The organism is Streptomyces sp. NPDC044984, from assembly GCF_040646935.1.
Taxonomy (GTDB): domain Bacteria; phylum Actinomycetota; class Actinomycetes; order Streptomycetales; family Streptomycetaceae; genus Streptomyces.
Window position 1 is genome coordinate 65,152 of sequence record NZ_JBEZBE010000023.1, and the last position, 23,793, is coordinate 88,944.

The window sequence follows — 23,793 nt, forward strand, 5'->3', positions numbered from 1 at the left end:
CCCTGAAGATATGGGAGGGCCTTCGGACCCACCCGAGGGGACGCCCGAGGGAGCCCCCGGAGGTGGCGAGGACGAGTACGGGTCCGTCGTCTTCGACGAGTCCTTCGTCCGCGCTGCCCGGCTCCAGGAGTACTCCGCCGAGCAGCGCATCACCGACCACGCGCCCGCCGTGCGCCGCCGCCCGCCGCGGAGCCGCAGCGGCCTGTCCCGGCAGGCGCTGATCCTGGTCCTGCTGATCGCCGTGGCCTTCGGCACCGCCGTCTACATGGGCCTGCGCCACCCCTACCGGAACCCCGCCGCCGACGACCCCGCCGAGCCGCTGCGGATGACCGTCGTCCCGCTCGCCCCGCGGGGCGAGGTCCCCGGCACCGCCGACGTCGAACAGCTGTACGCGCACAGTCCGGCGGCGCAGTTCCGGCCCGGCGCCGAGGGGGTGCCGCTCCCGGCGTCCCGGAGCACCGCGCACTTCTCCGACGGCCAGGTGGTGAGCGCGCTGTTCACCGCGAAGGACTACATCGTGCGGTCCGCCCTCGACCCGGGCGTGCTCACCGGCGGTGAGACCCGCCCCGTGCGGGCGCTGCTCGACTCCGGCCAGCTGGACCAGTTCGACCGGAGCTTCGACCGGCCCACCGCCGACGGACGGCACGCGCCCACCGGATGGCTGGTGCGCTTCGACCCCGCCCACGTGCGGCTGGCCGACCGCGGGATCCGCGTCCAGGGCACCATGCGGGCCGCCGAGTCCGACTCCTCCACCCTCGAGGTCACCGCGGACCACACGTTCGTCTACGCGCTGCGTCCGGCCGGCGCGGACCGGGACGCCGAGGCGTCGCTGTTCACCGTCCGGCGCGAGCTGCACTTCCGCTTCGACCGCGACGACCTGCGCCTGCACCAGGCGGAACTCGTCACCGCCCACGTCCAGGCCGGCCCGCTGTCCTGCGCCGAGGACTCCGCCGCCCGGCTGCGCCCGCTGCTGGCGGGACAGACGGCGAAGGAGACCGCCCCCGCCGGCACCGACCCGTACGCCACGGGCAGCACCCCGGCCCTGTGCGGCTTCCTGGCCCCGGGCGCACAGCCGAAGCTGTGAGCACGGGCGGTGCCCTGCCCGCCCCGGCCGGTGCCCGTGCGACCCCGCCGGGCTCCTCCCGGAGCGCCACGCCCACGGGCGGGAGACACGGGGTTCCCGTCCGTCCGCCCGCGGCCCTACGCGCCGTCGCGCGGCGGTTCGCCGTCCTCCGCGCCCGACCCGCCCGGCCCCTTCGGTCCCCGCGGGGACCCGGAGGACCTCGGCTCCGAGGACGTGAAACCGCCGAAGCCGCGGCGGACCCGGCCGCCCAGATCCCCGGCGCCGCCCGCTATGTCGCTGACCAGCTTCATCAGCGGGTCCTTGGAGGTGCGCACCTCGTCCGCGTAGCTGCTCGCAGACTCCCGCCAGGAGTCCCGCACCGAGGCGTCCTTGTCCTCGTCGCGGCGCGGGTAGTGACCGTCCATGATCCGCTGGTAGTCGCGGGAGGCCGCCCACTTCTTCAGCTCCGCCGCCCGCACGGTGGTGAACGGGTGCGAGCGGGGCAGCACGTTGAGGATCTTCAGCACGGAGTCGCGCAGATCGCCCCCGGACTCGTACTCCTCGGCCTGCTCCAGGAACGCGTCCACGTTCATCTCGTGCAGGTGGTTGCCGCCCGCGATCTTCATCAGGCCGCGCATCGAGGCCCGCGGATCCTGGCCGACCAGCAGCCCGGCGCGGTCCGCGGACAGCTCCGACTTGCGGAACCACTCGCGCAGCGCCGTCACGATCGCCATGATCGCGACGTTGCCGAGCGGGATCCAGGCGACCCGGACCGCGAGCGACGTCAGGAAGAGCAGGACCGTCCGGTACACCGAGTGCCCGGACAGCGCGTGCCCGACCTCGTGCCCGACGACCGCCCGCATCTCCTCCTCGTCGAGCAGTTCCACCAGACCCGTGGTCACCACGATGATCGGCTCGTCCAGGCCGATGCACATCGCGTTCGGATTCGGGTCCTGGTTGACGTACATCGGCGGGACCTTCTCCAGGTCCAGGATGTAGCAGGCGTCCCGCAGCATCTCGTTGAGATGCGCGAACTGCCGGTCCGACACCCGCACCGAGTCGGACAGGAACAGCAGCCGCAGACTGCGCTCAGGCAGCAGGCCGCTCAGCGCCTTGAAGACCGTGTCGAAGCCGCTCAGCTTCCGCAGCGCCACCAGCGCCGAGCGGTCGGCCGGATGCTCGTACGCCCGCGAGGAGATCCCGGGGAAACGCCTGCGCTGCCTGCTCGGCACGCTCTCGTGCCCGTTGTGCTGGTGGCCGTCGGACATGTGTCCCCCATGTGCGTCTGAGTGGTCCTTCGCGGCCCTCCGCTCCCCCGGGACGGAGCCCGGCCCGGTCGGAGCCACCGCGGACGGGCGGTGACGGACGGCGGGGCGGCCGAGGAGGTGCGGGGATTCCGCTCCGGGTGCTTCCGATCGTGATGGTGGTGGGCTGTGTGCTCACCGCGTGGTTCCTGTCACGCGGCTACAGCCGGAAGGACGACTGGGCGGCGGGGAAGGTTCCTTCCACCCGCCACCGCGCCCGCAACGGCGGAGTCGGCGTGATCGGCGCGAAGGCGCCCGCATACGATGAGCCGACGTCTTTACCCCGCCCACACGCGATAGGTCCTGCCGAAGATGAGCATCCACAGCACCGCTGCCCAGTTCGCCACCCTTGCCGCCGAGGGCGGGGAGCACGGCGGCAACCACGAGAGCCTCAACCCCTACCTCACCGGCGGCGGCGCCCTGTTCGTCCTGCTGCTCCTGCTGTGGGTCACCACCCGCTTCAACCGCGACCGCTGAGCCTCCCGCCGGCCGCCCTGGCGGACGGGGTTCTCAGGCCGGGCCGGTAGGGTCTGCACGCATGGGAGAGCAGGACATGCCTACCGGCCCCGGCAACGGCCCGGTGCGGCAGGGCAGGCGCCGTCTCGGCGTGATGGGCGGCACCTTCGACCCGATCCACCACGGGCACCTGGTGGCGGCCAGCGAGGTCGCCGCGCAGTTCGGACTCGACGAGGTGGTGTTCGTCCCCACCGGTCAGCCGTGGCAGAAGAGCCACCGCGCGGTCTCCGCCGCCGAGGACCGCTATCTGATGACGGTCATCGCGACCGCCGAGAACCCGCAGTTCTCGGTGAGCCGCATCGACATCGACCGCGGCGGCCCCACCTACACCGTGGACACCCTGCGCGACCTGCGCGCGCTCAACCCGGACACGGACCTGTTCTTCATCACCGGCGCCGACGCCCTCGCCCAGATCCTCACCTGGCGCGACAGCGAGGAACTGTTCTCCCTGGCGCACTTCATCGGCGTGACCCGGCCCGGCCACCACCTGACCGACGCGGGCCTGCCCGAGGGCGGTGTCTCGCTCGTCGAGGTCCCCGCCCTCGCCATCTCCTCGACGGACTGCCGTGCGAGAGTCGCCAAGGGCGAACCCGTCTGGTACCTGGTGCCGGACGGAGTCGTGCGCTACATCGACAAGCGCGAGCTGTACCGCGGCGAGTGAGCCGAGAGGGGCACCGGTGAACGACCGATACGACGCGGGGTACGGGGCCGACGGGGGCGCCCCGTACGAGCTCGTCGGCTACGACGAGTACGGCCGGCCTGTCTACCGCCAGGCCGCGGACCAGCAGAACCAGCAGAACCAGCAGAACCAGCAGTACGACGGGTACCAGCAGCAGGGCTACGGCTACGACCCGTACGGCACGGGCGGACACCAGCAGCCCTCGTACGACCCCTACGGGACCGGGACCGGAGCCCCGCAGCAGTCGCAGGCACCGTCCTACGACTCCTACGACCCCTACGGCACCCGGCAGGACGGCCAGGGCGGCCAGGGCGTCCACGGCGCCCCGTACGACCCCTACGGGCAGACCGCGCACACCGGGCAGCAGCCCCGCGTCACCGAGCAGACCGCGCACATCCCGCAGCAGCCCGGCCCGGCCGACGACGAGCAGGCCCTCGACGGGCCCGCGCCGGAGTACCGCACCGAGCAGTTCGCCTTCGTCGAGGAGCCCGACGGCGACTCCGAGGACGTCATCGACTGGATGAAGTTCACGGAGAACCGCACCGAGCGCCGGGAGGAGGCCAAGCGCCGCGCCCGCAGCCGGATCGTCGCCCTCGTCGTGGTGCTCGCCCTGGTCGCGGCCGGTGGCGTCGGCTACCTCTGGTACGCCGGGAAGCTGCCGGGCCTGTCCGACTCCGGCTCCGGCACGGGCACCACGACGGCCGCGGGCGCGCAGAAGCGGGACGTGATCGTCGTACACCTGCACGACACCACCAACGGCGGCACCGCCACCGCCCTGCTCGTCGACAACACCACCACCGAGCAGGGCACCACCGTCCTGCTGCCCAACTCCCTCGCCCTGACCGCCGACGACGGCACCACCACCACGCTCGCCAAGTCGGTCGAGGACGACGGCTCCGAGGGCACCAGGACCGCCCTCGACACCGTCCTCGGCACCGCCATCGAGGGCACCTGGCGGCTGGACACCCCGTTCCTGCTCACCCTCGTCGACCTCGTCGGCAACATCGAGGTCGACACCGACACCGACGTGCCCGACCCGGACGCCGCGAAGAAGGGCGAGGCGCCCCTGGTCAGGAAGGGGGAGGGCCAGACCCTCAGCGGCAAGATGGCCGTCGCCTACGCCACCCACCGCGGCCCGGGCGAGGACCAGAACGCCCAGCTGGAGAGGTTCGGGCAGGTCCTGCACGGCGTCCTGCGCAAGCTGACCTCCGACCCGGACGCCGCCACGGTCACGATCCAGACCCTCGGGCAGATCATCGAGCCGCCGCTCACCGACAAGGACCTCGGCTCCTTCCTCGCCCGGCTCTCCGACCGCGCCAAGGGCGGCGACCACAAGAGCGCGCTGCTGCCCGTGCAGGACGACGGCACGCTCACCGCCCAGGCGAGCGACAGCGTGGTCAAGGACGTCCTCGGCGGCACCGCCAAGAGCCCCGACCCGGACGCCGCCGTCAGTGTCTCCGTGCGCAACGCCACCGGGGTGGAGGACCGCACCGAGAAGGCCCGGGTGGTGCTCCTCAACGGCGGCTTCACCTTCCGGAAGGCCGGCACCGCCGCCGCGGAGGCGACCTCGAAGGTCGTCTACGCGGACGCCGCGGACAAGGAGAACGCCACCGAGGTCGCCAAGACCCTGGGGCTGCCCGCCGGCTCCGTCACCAAGGGCGAGGTCTCCGCGAACGCCCGGGTCTCGGTCGTCCTCGGCCAGGACTACGAGCCCGGCTCCTAGCGCACTGCGGGCGCACCCTCCGTAATGACGTGGGGTGCGCCCGGCGGTCCGTGAGACCCTGGAGAGCAAGTGTCCACCGACCGAAAGCCTCGCAGTGACCGCAACCGACCGTTCCCTCGAGCTCGTCACCGCCGCCGCCCAGGCGGCCGCCGACAAGCTCGCGCACGACATCGTCGCCTACGACGTCAGTGACGTGCTGTCCATCACCGACGCCTTCCTGCTGGCCTCCGCGCCCAACGACCGCCAGGTCAAATCGATCGTCGACGAGATCGAGGAGCGGCTCAGCAAGGAGCTCGGCGCCAAGCCGGTCCGCCGCGAGGGCGACCGCGAGGCCCGCTGGGTGCTGCTCGACTACGTCGACATCGTCGTCCACGTCCAGCACAGCGAGGAGCGCGTCTTCTACGCCCTGGAGCGGCTGTGGAAGGACTGCCCCGAGCTGGAGCTGCCCGAGGACGCCAAGGCCACCCGCGGCAAGGCCGCCGAGCACGCGAAGCTCCAGGAGGCCGAGGAGGCCGCGCAGCCGGGTGGTGAGTGGTGAGCGCCACCGGTGAGGTGAGCGGGTCCGCGCGCCGGGGCCGCCGCGTCATCCTGTGGCGGCACGGCCAGACGTCCTGGAACGTGGAGCGCCGCTTCCAGGGCTCCACGGACGTGGACCTCACCGAGACCGGCGTCGCCCAGGCCCGCCGGTCCGCCCGCCTGCTCGCGGGGCTGAAGCCCGACGCGATCGTCGCCTCGGACCTGAAGCGGGCCGCGGCCACCGCCGCCGAGCTCGCCGCGCTCACCGGCCTGGACGTCACCCACGACGAGGCCCTGCGGGAGACCTACGCGGGCGTCTGGCAGGGCCTGACGCACGACGAGATCATCGCCAGGTACGGCGACGAGTACACCGCGTGGAAGCGCGGCGAGCCGGTCCGCCGGGGCGGTGGCGAACTGGAGACCGAGGTCGCCGACCGTGCCGCCCCCGTGGTGCTGCGGCACGTCGAGAAGCTCCCGGAGGACGGCACGCTCGTCGTGGTCAGCCACGGCGGGACCATCCGCACCACCATCGGCCGGCTGCTCGGACTGGCCCCGCACAACTGGGAGAGCCTGGGCGGTCTCACCAACTGCTGCTGGTCCGTCCTCGGCGAGGGCGTCCGGGGCTGGCGGCTGCTCGAGCACAACGCCGGCACCCTGCCGGAACCGGTGCTCGGCGACGACGACTGAGAGTGCTTCGATCCGGCCCCGGGGCGCCCCGGGACCCGGATTTCACTTTCCGGCAGGTCACAGGCTAGAGTTCTTCTTGTTCGCCCCGCCGAGCGGGACGGAACACCGGGAAGCCGCCTTGTGTGGCAACCAGGGGCTATAGCTCAGTTGGTAGAGCGCCTGCATGGCATGCAGGAGGTCAGGAGTTCAATTCTCCTTAGCTCCACATGACGAAGATCCCGCCTCCTCCAGGGAGGCGGGATCTTTCGTTGTCCGCCGGTGAGCAGAACGGTCCTGGCGCGCGTACACCTCTGCGAGGCGTCGAGCCGTGTCCCGACCGGTACCACGGCGTCGCTGACCGTGTCGGCCCGGCCGTGGCAGAATCAAACGGCCGGAAGGGGGCGCGGCCCGACGGGAGGGAGTTGTGATGCCTGCGAGCATCCTCGAGGAGGTCGACCACCTCCTCGGAGCGGTGTCGACGCGACGGACCTCGACCCGCCTCGGCTGCCCCTCCTGCGGCTCCGCGCACGTCGCCCAGGTGCTCGGCGACAACGGTGGGGTCTCCTACGTGTGCACGGCCTGCGGCCACAGCTGGAGCTGATCGATGGGTGCACACAGGCGGAAGTGCGACTGGTGCGGCAGCGGGACGCCGATCGTCCGGGACATGGAGCCGCTCAATCCCGACTACCAGTACTGGTGCGAGGAATGCGCGCGGGCACTGATCATAAAAGGCGACCCCATCGAGACGTACCGCGAACTCGAGGGGGAGCCGATCTACGGCCGGCTGCTGGAGGAGCACTGCACGCTCAAGCGCTTCTATTCGTTCGTGACCGCGTAGCCCTCGATAGGGGCAATTCCGGACATAAGCGAGTGAAGTGAAACCGATTTGGTGTTGGCCGGGGTCGACCGTGTAAAGTTGGCATCGCCGCCGGGGAAACCGGGCGGACCAGAACAAGGGGCTATAGCTCAGTTGGTAGAGCGCCTGCATGGCATGCAGGAGGTCAGGAGTTCAATTCTCCTTAGCTCCACAGAAGTAGAGGGCGGGCCATCCGAACGGATGGCCCGCCCTCTACCGTTGTCCCGGACCGCGGCAGCGGCCCGGGACCCGTGTCAGCGTCCCAGGGCGCGCCGGCCGCGCCCCTGCGAGAGCACCGGCAGATTGCGCGACGGCGCCTTCGCCTGGGGCGACTCGTCCTCGATGCGCAGGGCCAGCGCCGGGCAGCGGCGCACCGCCCGCAGCGCCTTCGCCTCCGCGAAACGCGGCACCTGGGCCTGAGCCACCGTCGGGAAGCCGTCCGCGCCGAGCTGGAAGACCTCCGGGAGGATGTCCGCGCACAGGCCGTGGCCCCGGCACAGCGTCCAGTCGACGTAGATCTTCTGGCGGCTCGGCCCGTTCTCCTCCCCGCCGCCGCCCGGGATGCCCGTAGGGGCCCTGCCCCCCTCGAAGAGCGGCAGGACACCCGCCACGGGCCGTCCGCAGCCGTTGCCGAGGACATGGGCGGCGAGGTCGTCGGTGAACGCCTTGAGGGTCGACTCCAGGAACATCGCGGAGCCGTCCGGGTGCGAGCACGCCCCGCGCCGCTTCACGTTCCTGGCGACCTGCTTGACCGCCTCCAGGGCGGCGGGACCGCCGCCGCCCAGGATGTCCTCGAGGCCGCGCGCGGCGGCCGGCAGCCCCAGGTAGCAGGGCCCGCACTGGCCGGCGCTCTCCTCCGCCAGCCACTGGGCGACCCGCAGCGACTCGCCCAGCGGGCAGGTGTCCTGACTGATCGGCAGGATCGCGCCCGCGCCCAGCGAACCGCCCACCGCGTCCAGGGAGTTGCGGGAGACGATCGCCTCGTCGACGGTCGCCGCGTCGATCCACTTGCCGTGGTAGCCGCCCGTCAGCACCCCCTGCGGCATCGGCGGGGCGCCGGCGAGCTGCAGGACGTAGCGCAGCGGTACACCCGTCGGCACCTCGATCACCATGGGGCGGGCCACCGCCCCGGACACCGTGAGCATCACGGTGCCCGGCTCGTCGTACAGGCCGGTGTTGCCGTAGCGCTCCGGGCCGATGCGGGCGGCGATGGCGAGCTGGGCGAACGTCTCGGCGTTCGACAGCAGCGTGGGCGCGCCGCCGACGCCGTTCTTCGAGGCGCTGACCTTGCGGCCCGGCGGGATGGCCGGGCCGCCGTCGATGGAGCGGATCAGGGAGGCCGCCGCGCCCGTGACCATGCGGACCGGGTTGCGCTGCACGCGGGCGCGCAGCGCGGAGCGGCGCCCGTTGTTCAGGCCGCGTTCGGCGAGCGCGGCCTCCATGGAGCGCTGGGTGGACTCCCGGGTGACCCCCACCACGAGCGTGCGGGCACCCATGGCCTCGGCGCACAGCAGCGCGCCGTCCAGGATGAGGTGCGGGGCACGGTTGATCAGGACCGTGTCCTTGCGGCAGGCCGGCTCGTCCTCGCTGCCGTTGACGACGACGACCGGCCGCACGCCGCGCTTGATCGCCGACTCGGCGACCGAGCGCAGCTTCTTGTGGAAGGGGAACCCCGCGCCGCCGCGGCCCCTGAGGTTGATGCGTTCGGCGAGCTGCGCGAGCTGCTCACCGCCCAGGGGTTCGAGCGGCCCGTGCACCTTGAGGTGCATGGGCAGGTCGAGCCGGTCGACAAGGTCGAAGCCCGACGTGAGCTGGGGAAGCCCGACCACGCGGACTTCGGGTACGTCGGGCAGGGCCTCGTTCACTTATAGCCTCCGGACGGAGTGTTCCAAGGTTCGCCCGAACCCGGTGCGTCGAAGTCGTAGGACGACGAGGACGACGCACCGGGGAATGGTGCATTGGCGGGACCGCTGTTGTACGTGTCACTCGGGTTGTACGTGGCGTGGAGGCCGTTCGTCTCACCGGTGTCGTACACATCACTCGAACCGAAGCCGGAGGCGGCCGAATTGTCATAGGCCGGGATGTTGTATCCGGTGTCCTGGAGCGGGTCGTACGCCGACGGCGGGGCCTCGCCGACCGGCGGCGGGGACGGGATCGGCCAGTTGCCCGAGGTGCTGGAGGGGCCGTCCACGCGCGGGACGGCCTCCGTGGGCCGCATGTCCGGCGGCAGCTCCATGCGGGCGGTCGCGTCGGTGAGGGGCGTCTGCCCGGCCGGTGGCCGGCCGGGCGCCGACACCGCGCGGTAGGCGGCCGCGAAGCCGTTCGCCGGTTCCGGGGCGGGGGTGCGTTCGGCGGTCTCGTACAGCGGGCGCCCGTCGCGCGGGCGCCCGCCCCGCCGGTCGCCGTCCCCGCGCGGGTTCCCGTCGCCCCGCGCGGAGTCGCGCCCGCCGCCGTATCCCGGCAGGGGGGACCCGGCCGCCCGGGACCTGCTCTCCTCCAGCCGTTCCCCGCGGCCCCGCTGCCGGTCGGTGGCGGCGTCGAGCAGCGCGGTGACCCGGTCGGCGATTCTGCGCTTGACGCGGGGCGGGGAGGCGCGCACGGCGAGGGCCGCCATGACGCCGACCAGGGACAGCCCGTAGAGGATCAGGAAGACCGGCTTCGCCGCTCGACCCGCGTAGAGGCCGTGCACCAGCGCGGCGCACCAGGCCGGATAGGCCAGCATGTGCATCGCCCGCCAGCGGGCCGCGACCGGTGCCGGGGAGGCGAAGCGGTTGCGCAGCACACCGGTGATGCCCACGAAGACCATCAGCAGGCCGGCGAGGGTGCCGAGCCCGATGAGGAAGGACCGGCCGGCGACGGCCTCGTCGTCCGTGAGGGCCAGGCCGAAGGGGACGACCGCGGCGATCCACGTGGTGTGGTCCAGGGCCAGCTTGATGCCTATGTGCACCAGCAGGAAGACGATCGAGGCGACCGCGGTGGTCCGGTGCACCGCCTGCGCCAGGATCCGCTGGCGGGGACCCAGCAGGATCCGGTCCTGGGCGACGAGCCCCCAGATCACCGAGCAGCTGAGGCAGACGAGCGACAGGACGCCCACACCGAAGTTGAGGAACTCGGCGAACCAGTCGTCCGCCGTGCTGTCGTCCGGCCTCACGACCTGCCTCCCGGCGTCACGGCGCGGAGCGGGTACGACGGAGCCGCAGCCGACCGGCCCCGAGCGGGGGGTGGTGGGCTGCTGTCTGGACGAGGGTTCATGGGGGCAACTCCGAAGGTTCGGTAAAGCGGTCCCGCTGCCGAACTCTAAGGCTCGTCATACCGATGAGTACGGGGTTTGAGTTATTGCGCTGTTATCAAAAGACAATGAGGCCGTTGCGATGCCCCTTAGCGGTCGTTACGCGAAGTAATCCTTGACCTTGGGTCAATGCGGCGTGGAAGCGCGTCGCGACCGGATCGGTGGCTGCGGTACCCTGGCGCCATGCGTGCCGTACGCCTTCTGCTTAGCGAGCCGCGCTGATCAGTCCCGACCGCCGGTCACCGGCAGGCCGGAATCGGCGCGGCGTCCCCTCCTGTGCGAGGGGATTTTTCATTTCCAGGAAGTCGCAGCAGCAGGCAGAGACGATCGATGGAGCATTGAGGATCATGAGCGAGACGAACCCCGCTGCCACCGCAGCCGCGGAGGCCGCGCCGCACCGCTACACGGCCGCCCTGGCGGCCGAGATCGAGGCACGCTGGCAGGACTTCTGGGACGCCGAGGGCACCTACGCCGCCCCGAACCCGAGCGGCGACCTGTCGGGGGATCCGGAGACGGCCGCCAGGCCCAAGAAGTTCATCATGGACATGTTCCCGTACCCCTCCGGTGCGGGACTGCACGTCGGACACCCCCTGGGCTACATCGCCACCGACGTCTTCGCCCGCTTCCAGCGCATGACCGGGCACAACGTCCTGCACACCCTGGGCTTCGACGCCTTCGGCCTGCCCGCCGAGCAGTACGCGGTGCAGACCGGCACGCACCCGCGCGTGTCGACCGAGGCCAACATGGAGAACATGAAGTCCCAGCTGCGCCGGCTGGGCCTGGGCCACGACAAGCGCCGGTCGTTCGCCACGATCGACCCGGAGTACTACAAGTGGACCCAGTGGATCTTCCTGCAGATCTTCAACTCCTGGTACGACGACGAGGCGAAGCGGGCCCGCCCGATCTCCGAGCTGGTCGAGAAGTTCGAGTCCGGTGAGCGCGCCGTCCCCGGCGACCGCTCCTGGAGCGAGATGACCGAGGCCGAGCGCGCCGACGTCCTGGGCGGGTACCGCCTGGCCTACGCCTCCGACGCGCCGGTCAACTGGTGCCCGGGCCTGGGCACCGTGCTGGCCAACGAGGAGGTCACCGCCGAGGGCCGCTCCGAGCGCGGCAACTTCCCCGTCTTCAAGGCCAAGCTGCGCCAGTGGAACATGCGCATCACGGCCTACGCCGACCGGCTGCTGGACGACCTGGACGCGCTGGACTGGCCCGAGGCCATCAAGCTGCAGCAGCGGAACTGGATCGGCCGCTCCGAGGGCGCCCGCGTCGGCTTCCCGATCGACGGCGAGAGCATCACCGTCTTCACCACCCGCCCCGACACCCTGTTCGGCGCCACCTACATGGTGCTGGCGCCCGAGCACCCGCTGGTCGAGAAGTTCACCCCGCAGGAGTGGCCCGAGGGCACCCACGAGGTGTGGACCGGCGGGCACGCCACGCCCGCGGAGGCCGTCGCCGCCTACCGCGCGCAGGCCGCCGCCAAGTCCGACGTCGAGCGGCAGGCCGAGGCCAAGGACAAGACCGGCGTCTTCATCGGCGCGTACGCCACCAACCCGGTCAACGGCGAGCAGGTCCCCGTCTTCATCGCCGACTACGTCCTGATGGGCTACGGCACCGGTGCGATCATGGCCGTCCCGGCGGGCGACCAGCGCGACTTCGAGTTCGCGCGCGCCTTCGAGCTGCCGATCCGCTGCATCGTCGAGCCGACCGACGGCCGCGGCACGGACACCTCCACGTGGGAGAACGCCTTCGCGTCGTACGACGCGAAGATCATCGCCTCCTCGAACGAGCAGGTCTCCCTGGACGGCCTGGGCGTCGCCGAGGCCAAGACGCGCATCATCGAGTGGCTGGAGCGCACGGGCCACGGCGAGGGCACCGTCAACTTCCGCCTGCGCGACTGGCTGTTCAGCCGGCAGCGCTACTGGGGCGAGCCCTTCCCGATCGTCTACGACGAGGACGGCGTCGCCCACGCGCTGCCCGAGTCGATGCTGCCGCTGGAACTGCCCGAGGTCGAGGACTACAGCCCGCGCACCTTCGACCCGGACGACGCCGACACCCAGCCCGAGACGCCGCTGTCGCGCAACGAGGACTGGGTGAACGTCACCCTGGACCTGGGCGACGGCCGCGGTCCGCGCCGGTACCGCCGCGAGACCAACACCATGCCCAACTGGGCCGGTTCCTGCTGGTACGAGCTGCGCTACCTGGACCCGCACAACAGCGAGAAGCTGGTCGACCCGGCCGTCGAGCAGTACTGGATGGGCCCGCGCGAGGGCATGCCGCACGGCGGCGTCGACCTGTACGTCGGTGGCGCCGAACACGCCGTGCTGCACCTGCTGTACGCCCGCTTCTGGTCCAAGGTGCTGTACGACCTGGGGCACGTGTCGTCGGCGGAGCCGTTCCACAAGCTGTTCAACCAGGGCATGATCCAGGCCTACGTCTACCGCGACAGCCGGGGCATCGCCGTACCGGCCGCCGAGGTGGAGGAGCGCGACGGCGGCTACTGGTACCAGGGCGAGAAGGTCTCCCGGCTGCTGGGCAAGATGGGCAAGTCCCTGAAGAACGCGGTCACCCCGGACGAGATCTGCGCCGAGTACGGGGCCGACACGCTGCGCCTGTACGAGATGGCCATGGGTCCGCTGGACGTGTCCCGGCCGTGGGACACCCGCGCGGTGGTCGGTCAGTTCCGGCTGCTGCAGCGGCTGTGGCGCAACATCGTCGACGAGGCGAGCGGCGAGGTGACCGTCGTCGATGACGGTGACGTCGACGAGGACACCCTGCGCGCCCTGCACAAGGCGATCGACGGCGTGCGCGGCGACCTGGAGGGCATGCGCTTCAACACCGCCATCGCCAAGGTCACCGAGCTGAACAACCACCTGACCAAGCGGGGCGGCGCGCTGCCGCGCTCCGTCGCGGAGCCCCTGGTGCTGCTGGTCGCTCCGCTGGCCCCGCACATCGCCGAGGAGCTGTGGCGCAAGCTGGGGCACACGGACTCGGTCGTGCACCGGGACTTCCCGGTGGCCGACCCGGCGTACGTGGTCGACGAGACCGTCACCTGTGTCGTGCAGATCAAGGGCAAGGTCAAGGCGCGGCTGGAGGTGTCCCCGGGCATCGCCGAGGACGAGCTGGAGAAGGTCGCGCTGGCCGACGAGCGGGTCGTCGCGGCGCTGGACGGCGCCGGGATCCGCAAGGTGATCGTCCGGGCGCCGAAGCTGGTGAACATCGTCCCGGCGTGAGGTGAGCGGCAGGGCCCGTCCGGCATGATTCGCCGGACGGACTTCGGGGCACCCGGTGATCCGGGTGGTCCCCTACGGGCAGGTTCGGGGTTCTTCAGGAACTCCGGGCCTGCCCGCTGCGTTTACCGTTGAAGAGCGGCGCGAAGTGCGCCGGGACAGGCCAGAGGGGTCCGGAGGAGGAGCTTCGTGGAAGCGGTGTTCGCAGTGGTGGCCCTGCTCGTCGTGCTCTTCGTCGTGCTCGGCGCCTACGCCACGGTGAAGGTCGTCGGCGCCGCCAAGCGCAGCGCGGACCGCCACATCACCCAGGCCCGCCGCACGGTCGAGGACCACACCCTGCGGGCCAAGGCCTTCGCACAACCCGGCCCGGCCGGCGAGATCGCCCAGCTCCGGCTGGGGCTGCGCACCTCCATGCGGGCCACCCAGGACGCGCTGGAGGCCGCCGTCGCCGAGGACGAGTCCCTCAAGGAGTCCCTCGGCCTCTTCCAGCGGCTCAGCGCGCACGGCCACGAACTGGACGGCGAACTCAGGCGCCTGGAGTCCGAACCGGACCGCACCACCCTCGCCGCCCGGCTGCCCGAGCTGCGCGAGCGCACCGAGCGCATCACGAGTTCCGCGGACTCCCTGCGCTGGGCGGCCCGCGACCGCGCCGGCCGTTTCGCCTCCGACGACCTGGACTCGCTGAGCGAGCAGATCGACATGGAGGCCGGGGCGCTGCGCCACTGGACCACCACGGAGCAGCACCCGGCGCCCCCGCCCTGGCCCGAGGCCCCCACCGCCGACGCCGACGCCGCCCGGGCGAAGGAACAGAAGCAGCGGCCCGCCATCACCCCGCCGGCACCGCGTCCCACCTACCCCTGGCAGAAGAAGCCCCGCCCCGAGAGCACCACGTGAGCACCATCTGAGCACCCCCTGATCCGGCCACCGTCGAACCCGCCCCGCGAGGCCGGGCTGCCGTACGGGCACTACGGCAGGTAACCTCCAGCTCATGTCCCGCCATGTCGCGATCGTCACCGATTCAACGGCCTACCTGCCGACCCGGACGATGGAGCGGCACCGCATCACGGCGGTACCCCTGACCGTGGTCCTCGGCGACCGCGCGCTCGAAGAGGGCACCGAGATCTCCACCCGCTCCCTCGCCCAGGCCTTGCAGAAGCGGCGCCCGGTCACGACCTCACGGCCCGGCCCCGTGGTGTTCGCCGAGACCTACCGCAGGGTCGCCGAGTCCGGCGCCACCGGCATCGTCTCCCTCCACCTCTCCGCCGAGCTCTCCGGCACCTACGACGCGGCGGTCGTCGCCGCCCGCGAGGCGCCCGTGCCGGTGCGGGTGGTGGACACCGGAATGATCGCGATGGCGCTCGGGTTCTGCGCGCTGACGGCGGCGGAGACCGCGGAGGCGGGCGGCACGGTGGACGAGGCGGTCACGGCCGCGGAGAAGCGGGCGGCGGACACGTCCGCCTACTTCTACGTCGACACCCTCGACTATCTGCGCCGGGGTGGCCGGATCGGCGCCGCGCAGGCCCTGCTGGGCTCGGCCCTCGCGGTCAAGCCGCTGCTGCAACTGGCGGGCGGCCGGATCGAACCGCTGGAGAAGGTGCGCACGGCGTCGAAGGCGATCGCCCGCCTGGAGGAGATCGCGGCCGAGCGGGCGGGCGGGGCGGAGGTCGACGTCGCCGTCCACCACCTCGCCGCGCAGGAGCGCGCGTCGGCCCTCGCCGACCGGCTGCGGACCCGGCTGCCGGGCCTGGCCGACCTGCACGTCAGCGAGGTGGGCGCGGTGATCGGGGCGCACACGGGACCCGGACTGCTGGGGGTCGTGGTCTCGGCCCGGTGAGGCCGGTGCGCTCGTACGGGTGACGGGGTTGTCCACAACCGGGCGGTAATCCCCGGAAAACGAGCAAGATCATCGCGGGTGGGGTGATGTGCCGGATCCTCCTGGCATGGCACTTCGATCACGTTCACACACAGCGACGGCGACCAGCGGCCCGGGCCGCCCGCCCGCCTCCGACGGCCGCGCCCGCCACCGCCGGCCGACCGGATCCCGCGGCCGGGCCACGCGCCGGGACCACCGAGCGGCGGCGGAGGAACTCCGCCGCCGGGCGGAGTCACTGTTCGACGGCGACGACTCCGCGCACACCAGGCGACCACCGGCCTGGGCCCTGACCGGCACCCGCCGCATCAGGCGGGCCGGCTCTTCGGCGGCCGTGAACCGGCCGACGGTTGTGAACCGGCCGACGGTTGTGGATCGGCCGGCGGCTGTGGATCGGCCGACGGTTGTGGATCGGCCGACGGTTGTGGATCGGTCGGCCGCGCGAGGGCGGGCGGCGGCTGCGGACCCTCGCGCGGCGGGGTCCGGTGGTGGTGCGGTCGAGGTGGACGAAGAGGGTGAGGTCGCGGGCCCGGAGGAGCCCGGTGGAGGGTCCGAGCGGGGGCGGCTGCGGGAGAGGGCCGGGCTCGCGCTGCGGGAGCGTCTGCCGTTGTGGGTGCAGGCGCGGTGCGGGATGGAGCGGCGGAGCGTGGTCGCGCTGTCGGTGCTGCTCGTGGTCGCCGTGGGGTTCGCCGTACAGCACTTCTGGACCGGGCGGACCCAGCCGGTACGGGCACCGGAGGTGGTGCGGGCGGCGGCGGTTCCCCACGGGGAGCACGTCAAGGGCGCGCTGAAGGGGGAGGCCGCGCCGGACGCCGCGGTGAAGCCCGGCGGTTCGGGCCCGGCGGGGCCCGAGATCGTGGTCGACGTCAGCGGCAAGGTGCGCGACCCGGGAATCCACCGCCTGCCCGCCGGTTCACGCGTCGAGGACGCGCTGCGGGCAGCCGGCGGAGTACGGCCCGGCACCAGGACCGACACCCTGAACCGCGCCCGTTTCCTCGTCGACGGCGAACAGGTGGTCGTAGGGGACCCGGCACCGGCCGGAGCGGCCCCCGGCGGCCCTCCCGGTACGGCGGGTACGGCGGGTACGGCGGGTACGGCGGGTACGGCGGGTACGGCGGGTACGGCGGCGGGAGCCGGCCCCACCGTACCGGTGTCCCTCAACACCGCCACCCCGGACCAGCTCGACACCCTGCCCGGAGTCGGCCCCGTGCTCGCCCAGCACATCGTCGACTACCGCACCCGGAACGGCGGTTTCCGCTCGGTGGAGGAACTCCGCGAGGTGAACGGCATCGGCGACCGCCGTTTCGCGGAGCTGCGGAACCTCGTACGGCCATGAGGACGGAGACGACGGAGACGACGGACACGGCGGCACCACCGCCCCCGCGGCCCACCGCCCGGCGGCACGTCCACGCCGCCTCCGGCAAGCGGCTCGGAGCCGCGCACCCGAGGCAGGAGGGTCCGACGGACCTGCGACTGGTCCCGCCCGCCCTGGCCGCCTGGGCCACGGCCGCCGTGCTGCTGCACGCCCCGCCCAGCCGGGCGGCGGGCGCGGTGATCGCCTCCCTGCTGACGGCCGGCGCCCTCCTCATGGCGCGCAGTCGCCTGACCGGGCGGGGACGGGCCACCGCCCACGCCACCGCCGCCGTCCTGCTCTGCGTCGCGGCGGCCGCCGGATCGGCGGGACTGCACGGCGCGGACCTGCGAAGGGGCCCCGTGCCCGCACTGGCGCGCGAGTACGCCCCGGTGACCGCCGAGGTCGAGATCACCTCCGACCCCCGGCTCACCCGGCCCAGGGTCAGCGGCGACCACATGGCCCCCACCTCCGTACTGATCGAGGCCGACGTACGACGGGTGGAGCGCGCCGACGGTACGGCGGAGACGACCCGCACGCCCGTCCTGCTGATCGTCGACCCGCGCCGGACCGGCCGCACCGCGCCCGGTCACGCCGGGGATTCCCCCTGGCTGGCCCTCCTGCCCTCCACCCGCCTCCGCGTCGAGGCGCGGCTCGCCCCGGCGAGGGCGGGCGGCGACCGGTTCGCCGCCGTGCTGCGGGTGAAGGGCCGGGACGGCCCGGAGACCGTGGGCGGGCCGTCGGGTCCGCAGCGGCTGGCGGGACGGCTGCGGGCCGGACTGCGGGAGGCGACCGACGGCCTGCCGGCGGACGCGCGGGCGCTGCTGCCCGGCCTGGTCGTGGGCGACACCGCGAGGATCACCCCCGAACTGGACGAGGCGTTCAGGGAGACCGACCTCACCCACACGCTCGCCGTCTCCGGTGCCAACTTCACCATCCTCCTCGCCCTGCTCCTCGGCCCGCCCGGCCTGGCGCAGCGGGCCGAGCGACGCGGACTCGCACCCCGTCTCGGCATCCCCCTGCGGACCACCGCACTCCTCGGCGCGACGCTCTCCCTCGCCTTCGTCGTCGTGTGCCGGCCCGATCCCAGCGTGCTGCGGGCCGCCGCCTGCGGTTCCGTCGCCCTGCTCGCGCTCGCCACCGGCCGCCGCAGATCACTGATCCCGGCGCTGGCGACGGCGGTCCTGCTCCTGGTGCTCTACGACCCCTGGCTGGCCCGCAGTCCCGGCTTCCTGCTCTCCGTACTGGCCACCGGCGCGCTCCTCACGCTCGCACCGCGCTGGAGCGCGGGACTGCGGCGGCGCGGTGTGCCGCCCCGCCTCGCGGAGGCGCTGGCCGCCGCGGGTGCCGCGCAGGCGGTGTGCGCGCCGGTGGTCGCCGTGCTGGCGGCACGGGTGAGCCTGGTGGCGATCCCGTGCAATCTGCTCGCGGAGTCCGCGCTCGCGCCGGCCACGGTACTGGGCTTCCTGGCCCTGGCCACGGCACCGGTGGCGATGCCGGCGGCGAAGGCACTGGCCTGGTGCGCGAGCTGGCCCGCGGAGTGGATCGCGCAGGTCGCCAGAACGGGCGCCGCGCTGCCCGGCGCGGGAGTGGACTGGCCCGGCAGCTGGACCGGCGCGGCGACGCTCGGCGCCCTCACCCTGGCGGCACTGCTCGTGGGGCGGCGGCTGCTGCGGCACCCCTGGTGGTGCGCCGCCTGCGCACTCCTGCTGGTGCTCGTGGTGCTCCAGCCAAGACCCCTCACCCGGGCGATCACGGGCTGGCCCCCGCCGGGCTGGCGGCTGGTGATGTGCGACGTCGGCCAGGGCGACGCGCTGGTACTGGCGGCGGGCGAGAGCACCGGCGTGGTCGTGGACGCCGGCCCCGACCCGGCCCTCGCCGACCACTGCCTGCGCTCCCTCGGCGTCACCAGGGTTCCGCTCGTCGTCCTGACCCACTTCCACGCCGACCACGTGGCGGGCCTGCCGGGCGTACTGCGCGGACGCGAGGTGGGCGCCATCGGGACGACGTCCTTCGAGGAACCCGCCGACCAGGCCGCGTTCGTCCGAAGACTCGCCGCGGCCCGGAACATCCCGGTGACGTACGCCGCGGCCGGTGAGGCGCGGCGCGCGGGAGAGCTGTCCTGGGAGGTGGTGTGGCCACCGCCCAGTGCCCACTCCGTGCCGGAAGGCCCGAACGACGCCAGCGTCGCCATGCTGGTCCGCACGGCCGGTCTGCGCCTGCTGCTCCTCGGGGACCTGGAACCCCCGGCCCAGCGCGCCCTGGCGAGGTCACCCGCGGCCGGACGACTGGCCGGCGTGGACGTCCTCAAGGTCGCCCACCACGGCTCGGCGTATCAAGACCCGGACCTCATACGCCGGGCGGCCCCACGCCTGGCGCTGATCAGCACGGGGGAGGACAACACGTACGGGCATCCCGCCCCGAACACGGTCGCCGCCCTGCGCGCCGGGGGAGCGACGGTACTGCGGACGGACCGGGACGGGGCACTGGCGGTGGCCGTCGGCGAGAACGGGAGCGGGGAGCTGCGGGTGGCGCGCCACTGATGTCTCCCGCCCTGGCTTCCCCACTCGTCACCCACCAGGACGGGCCCGGCCGTCACGGGCCGGTTCGACGCTGTCAGGCGTCCGTCCCGGCGTCCTTGACCGCGCTGATCACGTGGAGCCCACGCGGCCCCGGAGCGTCGTGCGTGACGCGCAGCCCCGCGGCCCGGCACTGCGCGGCGACCCAGGCGGAACCGAGGCGCAGCTTCGGGTAGCTGCCGGTGCGCAACCGCCAGGTGTCACCGGTGCGGGTGTGGACGAAGTCGTGGACCGTGACGGTTTCGTCGCCGTACTCCAGGAAGCAGGTCATGATCCGGTCCCGGGTGGCGCGTACGGGCAGGAAGCGGGCGTCTCCGGTGAGCGGTGCGGTCAGGTCACGGTGGGCGAGGACGAGCCGGCCACCCTCGGTGAGGGCAACGGCGGCGTCTGCGATCAGTTCGGTCACGTCCTGGGCGCGGGGCAGATGGGTGAGCGTGTCGCCCATGCGGACCACCGCGCCCAGGCTGCCGGGGTGGGTGTGCTCGGGCAGCACTCCGCGGATGTCGGCGTGCAGCGGGTGGACGGCGTCCCGTGCGTGGTGTGCCAGTTCGTCCAGGAGCGCCCTGTTGGCGTCGACCGCCAGGACCGGGGAGAAGCCCAGTTCGGCCAGGGCGAGGCTCTGTGGTCCCGGACCGCAGCCGAGGTCGACGGCAAGGGTTCCGGCGGGGCCTGGCCGTACCCCCATCCGTCCAGTGAGCGGGCTTGCCCGGACGCGAGAGCGGCGATATCACCTCCCAGCATCCAGGTGTAGTGACCGGAGGCGGTGGTCATGGGCGTGCGCTTCTTTCGTCCGGCCGGTCCGACGGGTTCGTCCGGTCGGCCGTGATGTCGAGGCGACGCAGGAAGTCCGCCAGGGCCGCGTCGAACGCGTCGGGGCGTTCCAGGTTGGGCAGGTGGGCCGCCCCGTCGACGACGACGAGGGTGGAGTCGGGGAGGAGGCCGTGCAGCGACTCGGCGTCGCTGACGGGGGTGTACTCGTCCTCGGAGCCGACGACGACCAGCGCGGGCACGGCGACCCTGCTCAGCAGCGGGCGGTAGTCGGGCCGTTCGGCGCGGCCGCGCAGGGCCGCGGCGGCGCCCCGCGGGTCGGTGCGGGTCATCATGCGGTGGACGTGCGCCGCGACGGCCGGGGGCGCGTGGGGCGCGACCATCTTGTACAGCACCTCGTCGGCGTAGCCCCGCATGCCCTCGCGCAGCAGCCGGTCGGCCATGGCGTTGCGGGCCCGGTGCCCTTCCGGGGTCTCGGGTGCGGCGAAGGTGTCCGCGAGCAGCAGACCGCGGACGCGCTCCGGGAACCGGGCGTAGTACTCCATGACGATCTGCCCGCCCATCGACAGTCCGCCGAGGACACACCGGTCCACGTCCAGGGAGTCGAGCAGTTCCTCGAGGTCGTCCGCGAACACGGACAGCGCCGTGACGCCCGGGGTGACGGGCGACACACCGTAGCCGCGCAGGTCGGGCGCGATCACCCGGCGCCCGGGCGAGAAGGTGTCGATCTGCGGGGCCCACATGGTGTGGTCGAAGGGGTGGCCGTGGACGAGGACGAGGGGCAGCGCGGAGGCGCCGGCGTTCCCCTCGGCCCGGTGTGCGAGACGGGATGCCATGCGGACGACCCTAGGAGCACGTCACTACTCGGTGCAATCAAAACATTGCCCTCGGTGCAATGTGGCGCCGTGTCCGGCTTCAGGACGGGAGGTCCGCTATCACTCGTGGTGTGTGTCATGCGCGAGGGAGGCGAGCGTCCGCAGGGCCCGCTCCAGCGCCTCCAGCGGTGCCGACGCCAGCCCGAGCCTGACGCAGTCGGCGGCGCCGGACGCGGAAAGGTCCGGCGACCGGGCCGGCACCGCGAAGGACGGCCCGGGCGTCACCGCGATGCCGCGGGCGGCCGCGGCCGCGGTGAAGGTGTCCGCCCGCCACGGCGCGGGCAGGCGCCACCACGCGTAGTACGTCCGCGGGTCGGCCCGGACGGTGAAACCCCGCAGGTGCTCGGTGACCAGCCGCTGGCGTCGCGAGGCGTCGGCGCGCTTGGCCGTCGTCAGCCGGTCGACGGTCCCGTCCGTCATCCACCGCAGGGCCGCTTCGAGCGCGAAACGCCCCGCCGTCCAGCCGCCGGAGCGCAGCGCCTCGCCCACCCGCCCAGTCCGTCCCTCGGGTACGACGAGGAAGCCGACGGTGAGACCCGGCGCGACCCGCTTGGACAACCCGTCGACCACGTAGGTGAGTTCGGGGGCGAAGGCCGCGAAGGGCTCGGTGTCGTCCGAGAGGAAGGACCAGATGCGGTCCTCGACGACCGGCAGACCCCAGGGGCGCAGCTCCGCGGCGAGCCGGCGACGGCGGGTCTCCGGCATGGTCGCCGACGTCGGATTGTGCAGGGTCGGCTGCAGGTACAGCGCGGAGAGCGGCGCCGTGCGGTGGGCCGCGGCGACGGAGTCGGGGCGGATGCCGTCGGCGTCACCGGCGAGCGGAACCAGGGTGACGCCGAGCCGGGCCGCGATCTCCTTGACCAGGGGGTAGGTCAGGGCGTCGATCCCCACCCGGCCGCCCGGCCGGACCAGCGCTGCCAACGCGCCGGCGATCGCCTGGCGGGCGTTGCCGCTGAAGAGGACCTGATCGGGGGAGGGCCGCCACCCGGCCGTCGCCAACAGCCCGCGGGCCGCCTCGCGGGCGGCCGGCGTGCCGTCGGCCGGAGCGGTACGGGTCGCCTCCGACAGCACGTCCGGGCGCAGCAGCGGTGCCAGGGCGGGCGCGAGGAGGGCGGCCTGGTCCGGCGCCGTCGGGTAGTTGAGCTCCAGATTGACCGGCGCGGTGGTGGCGGGCTCGGCGAGCGCCCGGCCGGACGGCACGGGCGCGGCACGCACGAACGTGCCGCGGCCGACCTCCCCCACCACCAGTCCGCGCCGGACGAGTTCGGCGTAGACACGGCCGGCCGTCGACGCGGCGATCCCGCGGCGACGCGCGAAGGACCGCTGCGGGGGCAGCCGCTGGCCGGGCCTGAGCCGGCCGCTCAGGATGTCGGCGGCGATCCGGTCGGCGATCCGCTGGTAGTCGTGCACGGGTTGGCTCCTCCGCCCCTCGGGGAGCGGAGAGCGTACCCGCACCGCCGACGGTGACCGGTGGCGGGAACGGAGGGCGAGGAGGGGCGGGTGGCGCGACACTGAGGGCATGACTGAGGGGATGAACACCGCGGGAGTCGACGCCTATCTGCGCCGCCTGGGCGTCGAACAGCCCGCCTGGCCCACCGTGGAAGCGCTGCGCGAGCTGCACCTGCGGCATCTGGAGACCGTGCCGTTCGAGAACCTGTCCATCCATCTCGGCGAGGAGGTCGTGCTGGACGGGAAGCGGCTGCTGGACAAGGTGGTGGAGGCGCGGCGGGGCGGGTTCTGCTACGAACTCAACGGCGTCTTCGGGGCGTTGCTCGCCACCCTCGGCTACGACGTCCAGCTGCTCGCGTCGCGGGTGTACGGCGACGGGGGCCGGCTCGGCATCCCGTACGACCATCTCGCGCTGCGGGTGCGGACGGTGGACGGCGGCGACTGGCTGGCCGACGTCGGCTTCGGGGCCCACTTCCACCTGCCGCTCGCCTTCGGGGAGCGTGGGGAGCAGGAGGATGCCGGGGGTACGTTCCGGATCGCCGAGGCGGGCGCCGACGCGGCCGGGGTGCGCGGCGGGCACGACCGGGTGGAGGCGGCGGACCTGGACGTGAGCCGGAACGGGCGGCCGGTGTACCGGCTGGAGGTCCGGCCGAGGGTGCTCGGCGACTTCACGGTCGGGGCGTGGTGGCACAGCACCTCACCGCTCTCCCACTTCACGCGGTCGCCGGTGTGCTCGCGGATCACCGAGGACGGGGGCAGGATCACGCTCAGCGGCCGGCGGTTCACGGTCACCGCGCCGGACGGCACGCGGCGGGAGCACGAGGCAGGGACGGACGAGGAGGTGCTCGCGCTCTACCGGGACCGGTTCGGGATCGCACTGGACACGGTGCCGACGGCGCGCGGCACCAGAACGGATGGCTGACCCCGGCACCGGGACGGATGGCTGACCCCGGCACCGGGACGGGCGGCTGACCCCGGCACCGGGACGGATGGCTGACCCCGGCACCGGGACGGGCGGCTGACCCCGGCACCGGGACGGATGGCTGACCCCGGCACCGGGAC

The 23,793-nt window shown here is 73.0% G+C and carries 20 protein-coding genes and 2 tRNA genes; 16 read left to right on the plus strand and 6 right to left on the minus strand.

What is annotated here, in order from left to right; all coding sequences use genetic code 11:
* Positions 1 to 10: 10 nt before the first annotated feature.
* Positions 11 to 1,084: a hypothetical protein gene (locus tag AB0A94_RS24295; RefSeq protein ID WP_361747498.1), complete on the plus strand. Its 1,074-nt coding sequence runs from the start codon at positions 11 to 13 to the stop codon at positions 1,082 to 1,084.
* Between the two features lie 116 nt (positions 1,085 to 1,200).
* Here AB0A94_RS24295 and AB0A94_RS24300 read toward each other — a convergent pair whose 3' ends face one another.
* Entirely contained in the window at positions 1,201 to 2,331 is a 1,131-nt protein-coding gene (locus AB0A94_RS24300; protein WP_361747499.1) for a M48 family metallopeptidase, read from the minus strand.
* A 348-nt stretch (positions 2,332 to 2,679) separates the two neighbouring features.
* Here AB0A94_RS24300 and AB0A94_RS24305 point away from each other — a divergent pair, with 348 nt between their 5' ends.
* The 9 genes from AB0A94_RS24305 to AB0A94_RS24345 all read left to right on the plus strand — a co-directional run bounded on the left by AB0A94_RS24305 (position 2,680) and on the right by AB0A94_RS24345 (position 7,495).
* Positions 2,680 to 2,844: a hypothetical protein gene (locus AB0A94_RS24305; RefSeq protein WP_217127833.1), complete on the plus strand. Its 165-nt coding sequence runs from the start codon at positions 2,680 to 2,682 to the stop codon at positions 2,842 to 2,844.
* 61 nt (positions 2,845 to 2,905) lie between these two features.
* On the plus strand, positions 2,906 to 3,544 hold the full coding sequence (gene nadD / locus AB0A94_RS24310; RefSeq protein ID WP_361747501.1) for a nicotinate-nucleotide adenylyltransferase: 639 nt from the start codon (positions 2,906 to 2,908) through the stop codon (positions 3,542 to 3,544).
* Positions 3,545 to 3,560: 16 nt separating this feature from the next.
* Positions 3,561 to 5,285 (plus strand): LytR C-terminal domain-containing protein, encoded by a 1,725-nt coding sequence (locus tag AB0A94_RS24315; protein WP_361747503.1) that lies wholly within the window; start codon positions 3,561 to 3,563, stop codon positions 5,283 to 5,285.
* Between the two features lie 94 nt (positions 5,286 to 5,379).
* Complete coding sequence (rsfS, locus tag AB0A94_RS24320) at positions 5,380 to 5,823, plus strand: ribosome silencing factor (protein WP_361747505.1); 444 nt, start codon at positions 5,380 to 5,382, stop codon at positions 5,821 to 5,823.
* The gene (locus AB0A94_RS24325; protein WP_361747507.1) at positions 5,820 to 6,488 is read left to right on the plus strand and encodes a histidine phosphatase family protein; all 669 of its coding nucleotides are present in this window, start codon (positions 5,820 to 5,822) and stop codon (positions 6,486 to 6,488) included. Before rsfS ends, AB0A94_RS24325 begins: the two co-directional genes overlap by 4 nt.
* A gap of 132 nt (positions 6,489 to 6,620) precedes the next feature.
* Positions 6,621 to 6,693 (plus strand) — tRNA-Ala (locus AB0A94_RS24330).
* 201 nt (positions 6,694 to 6,894) lie between these two features.
* On the plus strand, positions 6,895 to 7,068 hold the full coding sequence (locus AB0A94_RS24335; RefSeq protein ID WP_361747509.1) for a hypothetical protein: 174 nt from the start codon (positions 6,895 to 6,897) through the stop codon (positions 7,066 to 7,068).
* Positions 7,069 to 7,071: 3 nt separating this feature from the next.
* Positions 7,072 to 7,305, plus strand: coding sequence for a hypothetical protein (locus tag AB0A94_RS24340; protein ID WP_019523121.1), 234 nt, complete (start codon positions 7,072 to 7,074; stop codon positions 7,303 to 7,305).
* A gap of 117 nt (positions 7,306 to 7,422) precedes the next feature.
* Positions 7,423 to 7,495, plus strand: a tRNA-Ala gene (locus AB0A94_RS24345).
* Positions 7,496 to 7,577: 82 nt separating this feature from the next.
* On the opposite strand, the gene AB0A94_RS24350 is transcribed toward AB0A94_RS24345, so the two are convergent.
* On the minus strand, positions 7,578 to 9,188 hold the full coding sequence (locus tag AB0A94_RS24350) for an NADH-ubiquinone oxidoreductase-F iron-sulfur binding region domain-containing protein (RefSeq protein WP_361747511.1): 1,611 nt from the start codon (positions 9,186 to 9,188) through the stop codon (positions 7,578 to 7,580).
* Positions 9,185 to 10,474: a cytochrome b/b6 domain-containing protein gene (locus AB0A94_RS24355; protein ID WP_361747513.1), complete on the minus strand. Its 1,290-nt coding sequence runs from the start codon at positions 10,472 to 10,474 to the stop codon at positions 9,185 to 9,187. The genes AB0A94_RS24350 and AB0A94_RS24355 overlap by 4 nt, the downstream gene beginning before the upstream one ends.
* 485 nt (positions 10,475 to 10,959) lie before the next feature.
* On the opposite strand from AB0A94_RS24355, the gene leuS reads away from it, so the two are divergent.
* The 5 genes from leuS (at position 10,960) to AB0A94_RS24380 (ending at position 19,603) form a co-directional block, all read left to right on the plus strand.
* On the plus strand, positions 10,960 to 13,842 hold the full coding sequence (leuS, locus tag AB0A94_RS24360; RefSeq protein ID WP_361747515.1) for a leucine--tRNA ligase: 2,883 nt from the start codon (positions 10,960 to 10,962) through the stop codon (positions 13,840 to 13,842).
* Between the two features lie 186 nt (positions 13,843 to 14,028).
* Entirely contained in the window at positions 14,029 to 14,733 is a 705-nt protein-coding gene (locus AB0A94_RS24365; protein WP_361747517.1) for a hypothetical protein, read from the plus strand.
* A 94-nt stretch (positions 14,734 to 14,827) separates the two neighbouring features.
* A complete protein-coding gene (locus AB0A94_RS24370; protein ID WP_361747519.1) occupies positions 14,828 to 15,673 on the plus strand; it encodes a DegV family protein in 846 nt (281 codons plus the stop codon).
* A gap of 106 nt (positions 15,674 to 15,779) precedes the next feature.
* Positions 15,780 to 17,045, plus strand: coding sequence for a helix-hairpin-helix domain-containing protein (locus AB0A94_RS24375; RefSeq protein ID WP_361747521.1), 1,266 nt, complete (start codon positions 15,780 to 15,782; stop codon positions 17,043 to 17,045).
* Positions 17,042 to 19,603: a ComEC/Rec2 family competence protein gene (locus AB0A94_RS24380; RefSeq protein ID WP_361747522.1), complete on the plus strand. Its 2,562-nt coding sequence runs from the start codon at positions 17,042 to 17,044 to the stop codon at positions 19,601 to 19,603. Before AB0A94_RS24375 ends, AB0A94_RS24380 begins: the two co-directional genes overlap by 4 nt.
* Positions 19,604 to 19,676: 73 nt before the next feature.
* On the opposite strand, the gene AB0A94_RS24385 is transcribed toward AB0A94_RS24380, so the two are convergent.
* From AB0A94_RS24385 to AB0A94_RS24395, 3 genes are all read right to left on the minus strand, one after another.
* The gene (locus AB0A94_RS24385) at positions 19,677 to 20,324 is read right to left on the minus strand and encodes a class I SAM-dependent methyltransferase (protein ID WP_361747524.1); all 648 of its coding nucleotides are present in this window, start codon (positions 20,322 to 20,324) and stop codon (positions 19,677 to 19,679) included.
* A gap of 82 nt (positions 20,325 to 20,406) precedes the next feature.
* Positions 20,407 to 21,243, minus strand: a complete 837-nt coding sequence (locus tag AB0A94_RS24390; protein WP_361747526.1) for an alpha/beta hydrolase — start codon at positions 21,241 to 21,243, stop codon at positions 20,407 to 20,409.
* Between the two features lie 99 nt (positions 21,244 to 21,342).
* Positions 21,343 to 22,692, minus strand: a complete 1,350-nt coding sequence (locus tag AB0A94_RS24395) for a PLP-dependent aminotransferase family protein (RefSeq protein ID WP_361747528.1) — start codon at positions 22,690 to 22,692, stop codon at positions 21,343 to 21,345.
* Positions 22,693 to 22,813: 121 nt separating this feature from the next.
* Here AB0A94_RS24395 and AB0A94_RS24400 point away from each other — a divergent pair, with 121 nt between their 5' ends.
* Positions 22,814 to 23,653, plus strand: coding sequence for an arylamine N-acetyltransferase (locus AB0A94_RS24400; protein ID WP_361747619.1), 840 nt, complete (start codon positions 22,814 to 22,816; stop codon positions 23,651 to 23,653).
* Positions 23,654 to 23,793: the final 140 nt, after the last annotated feature.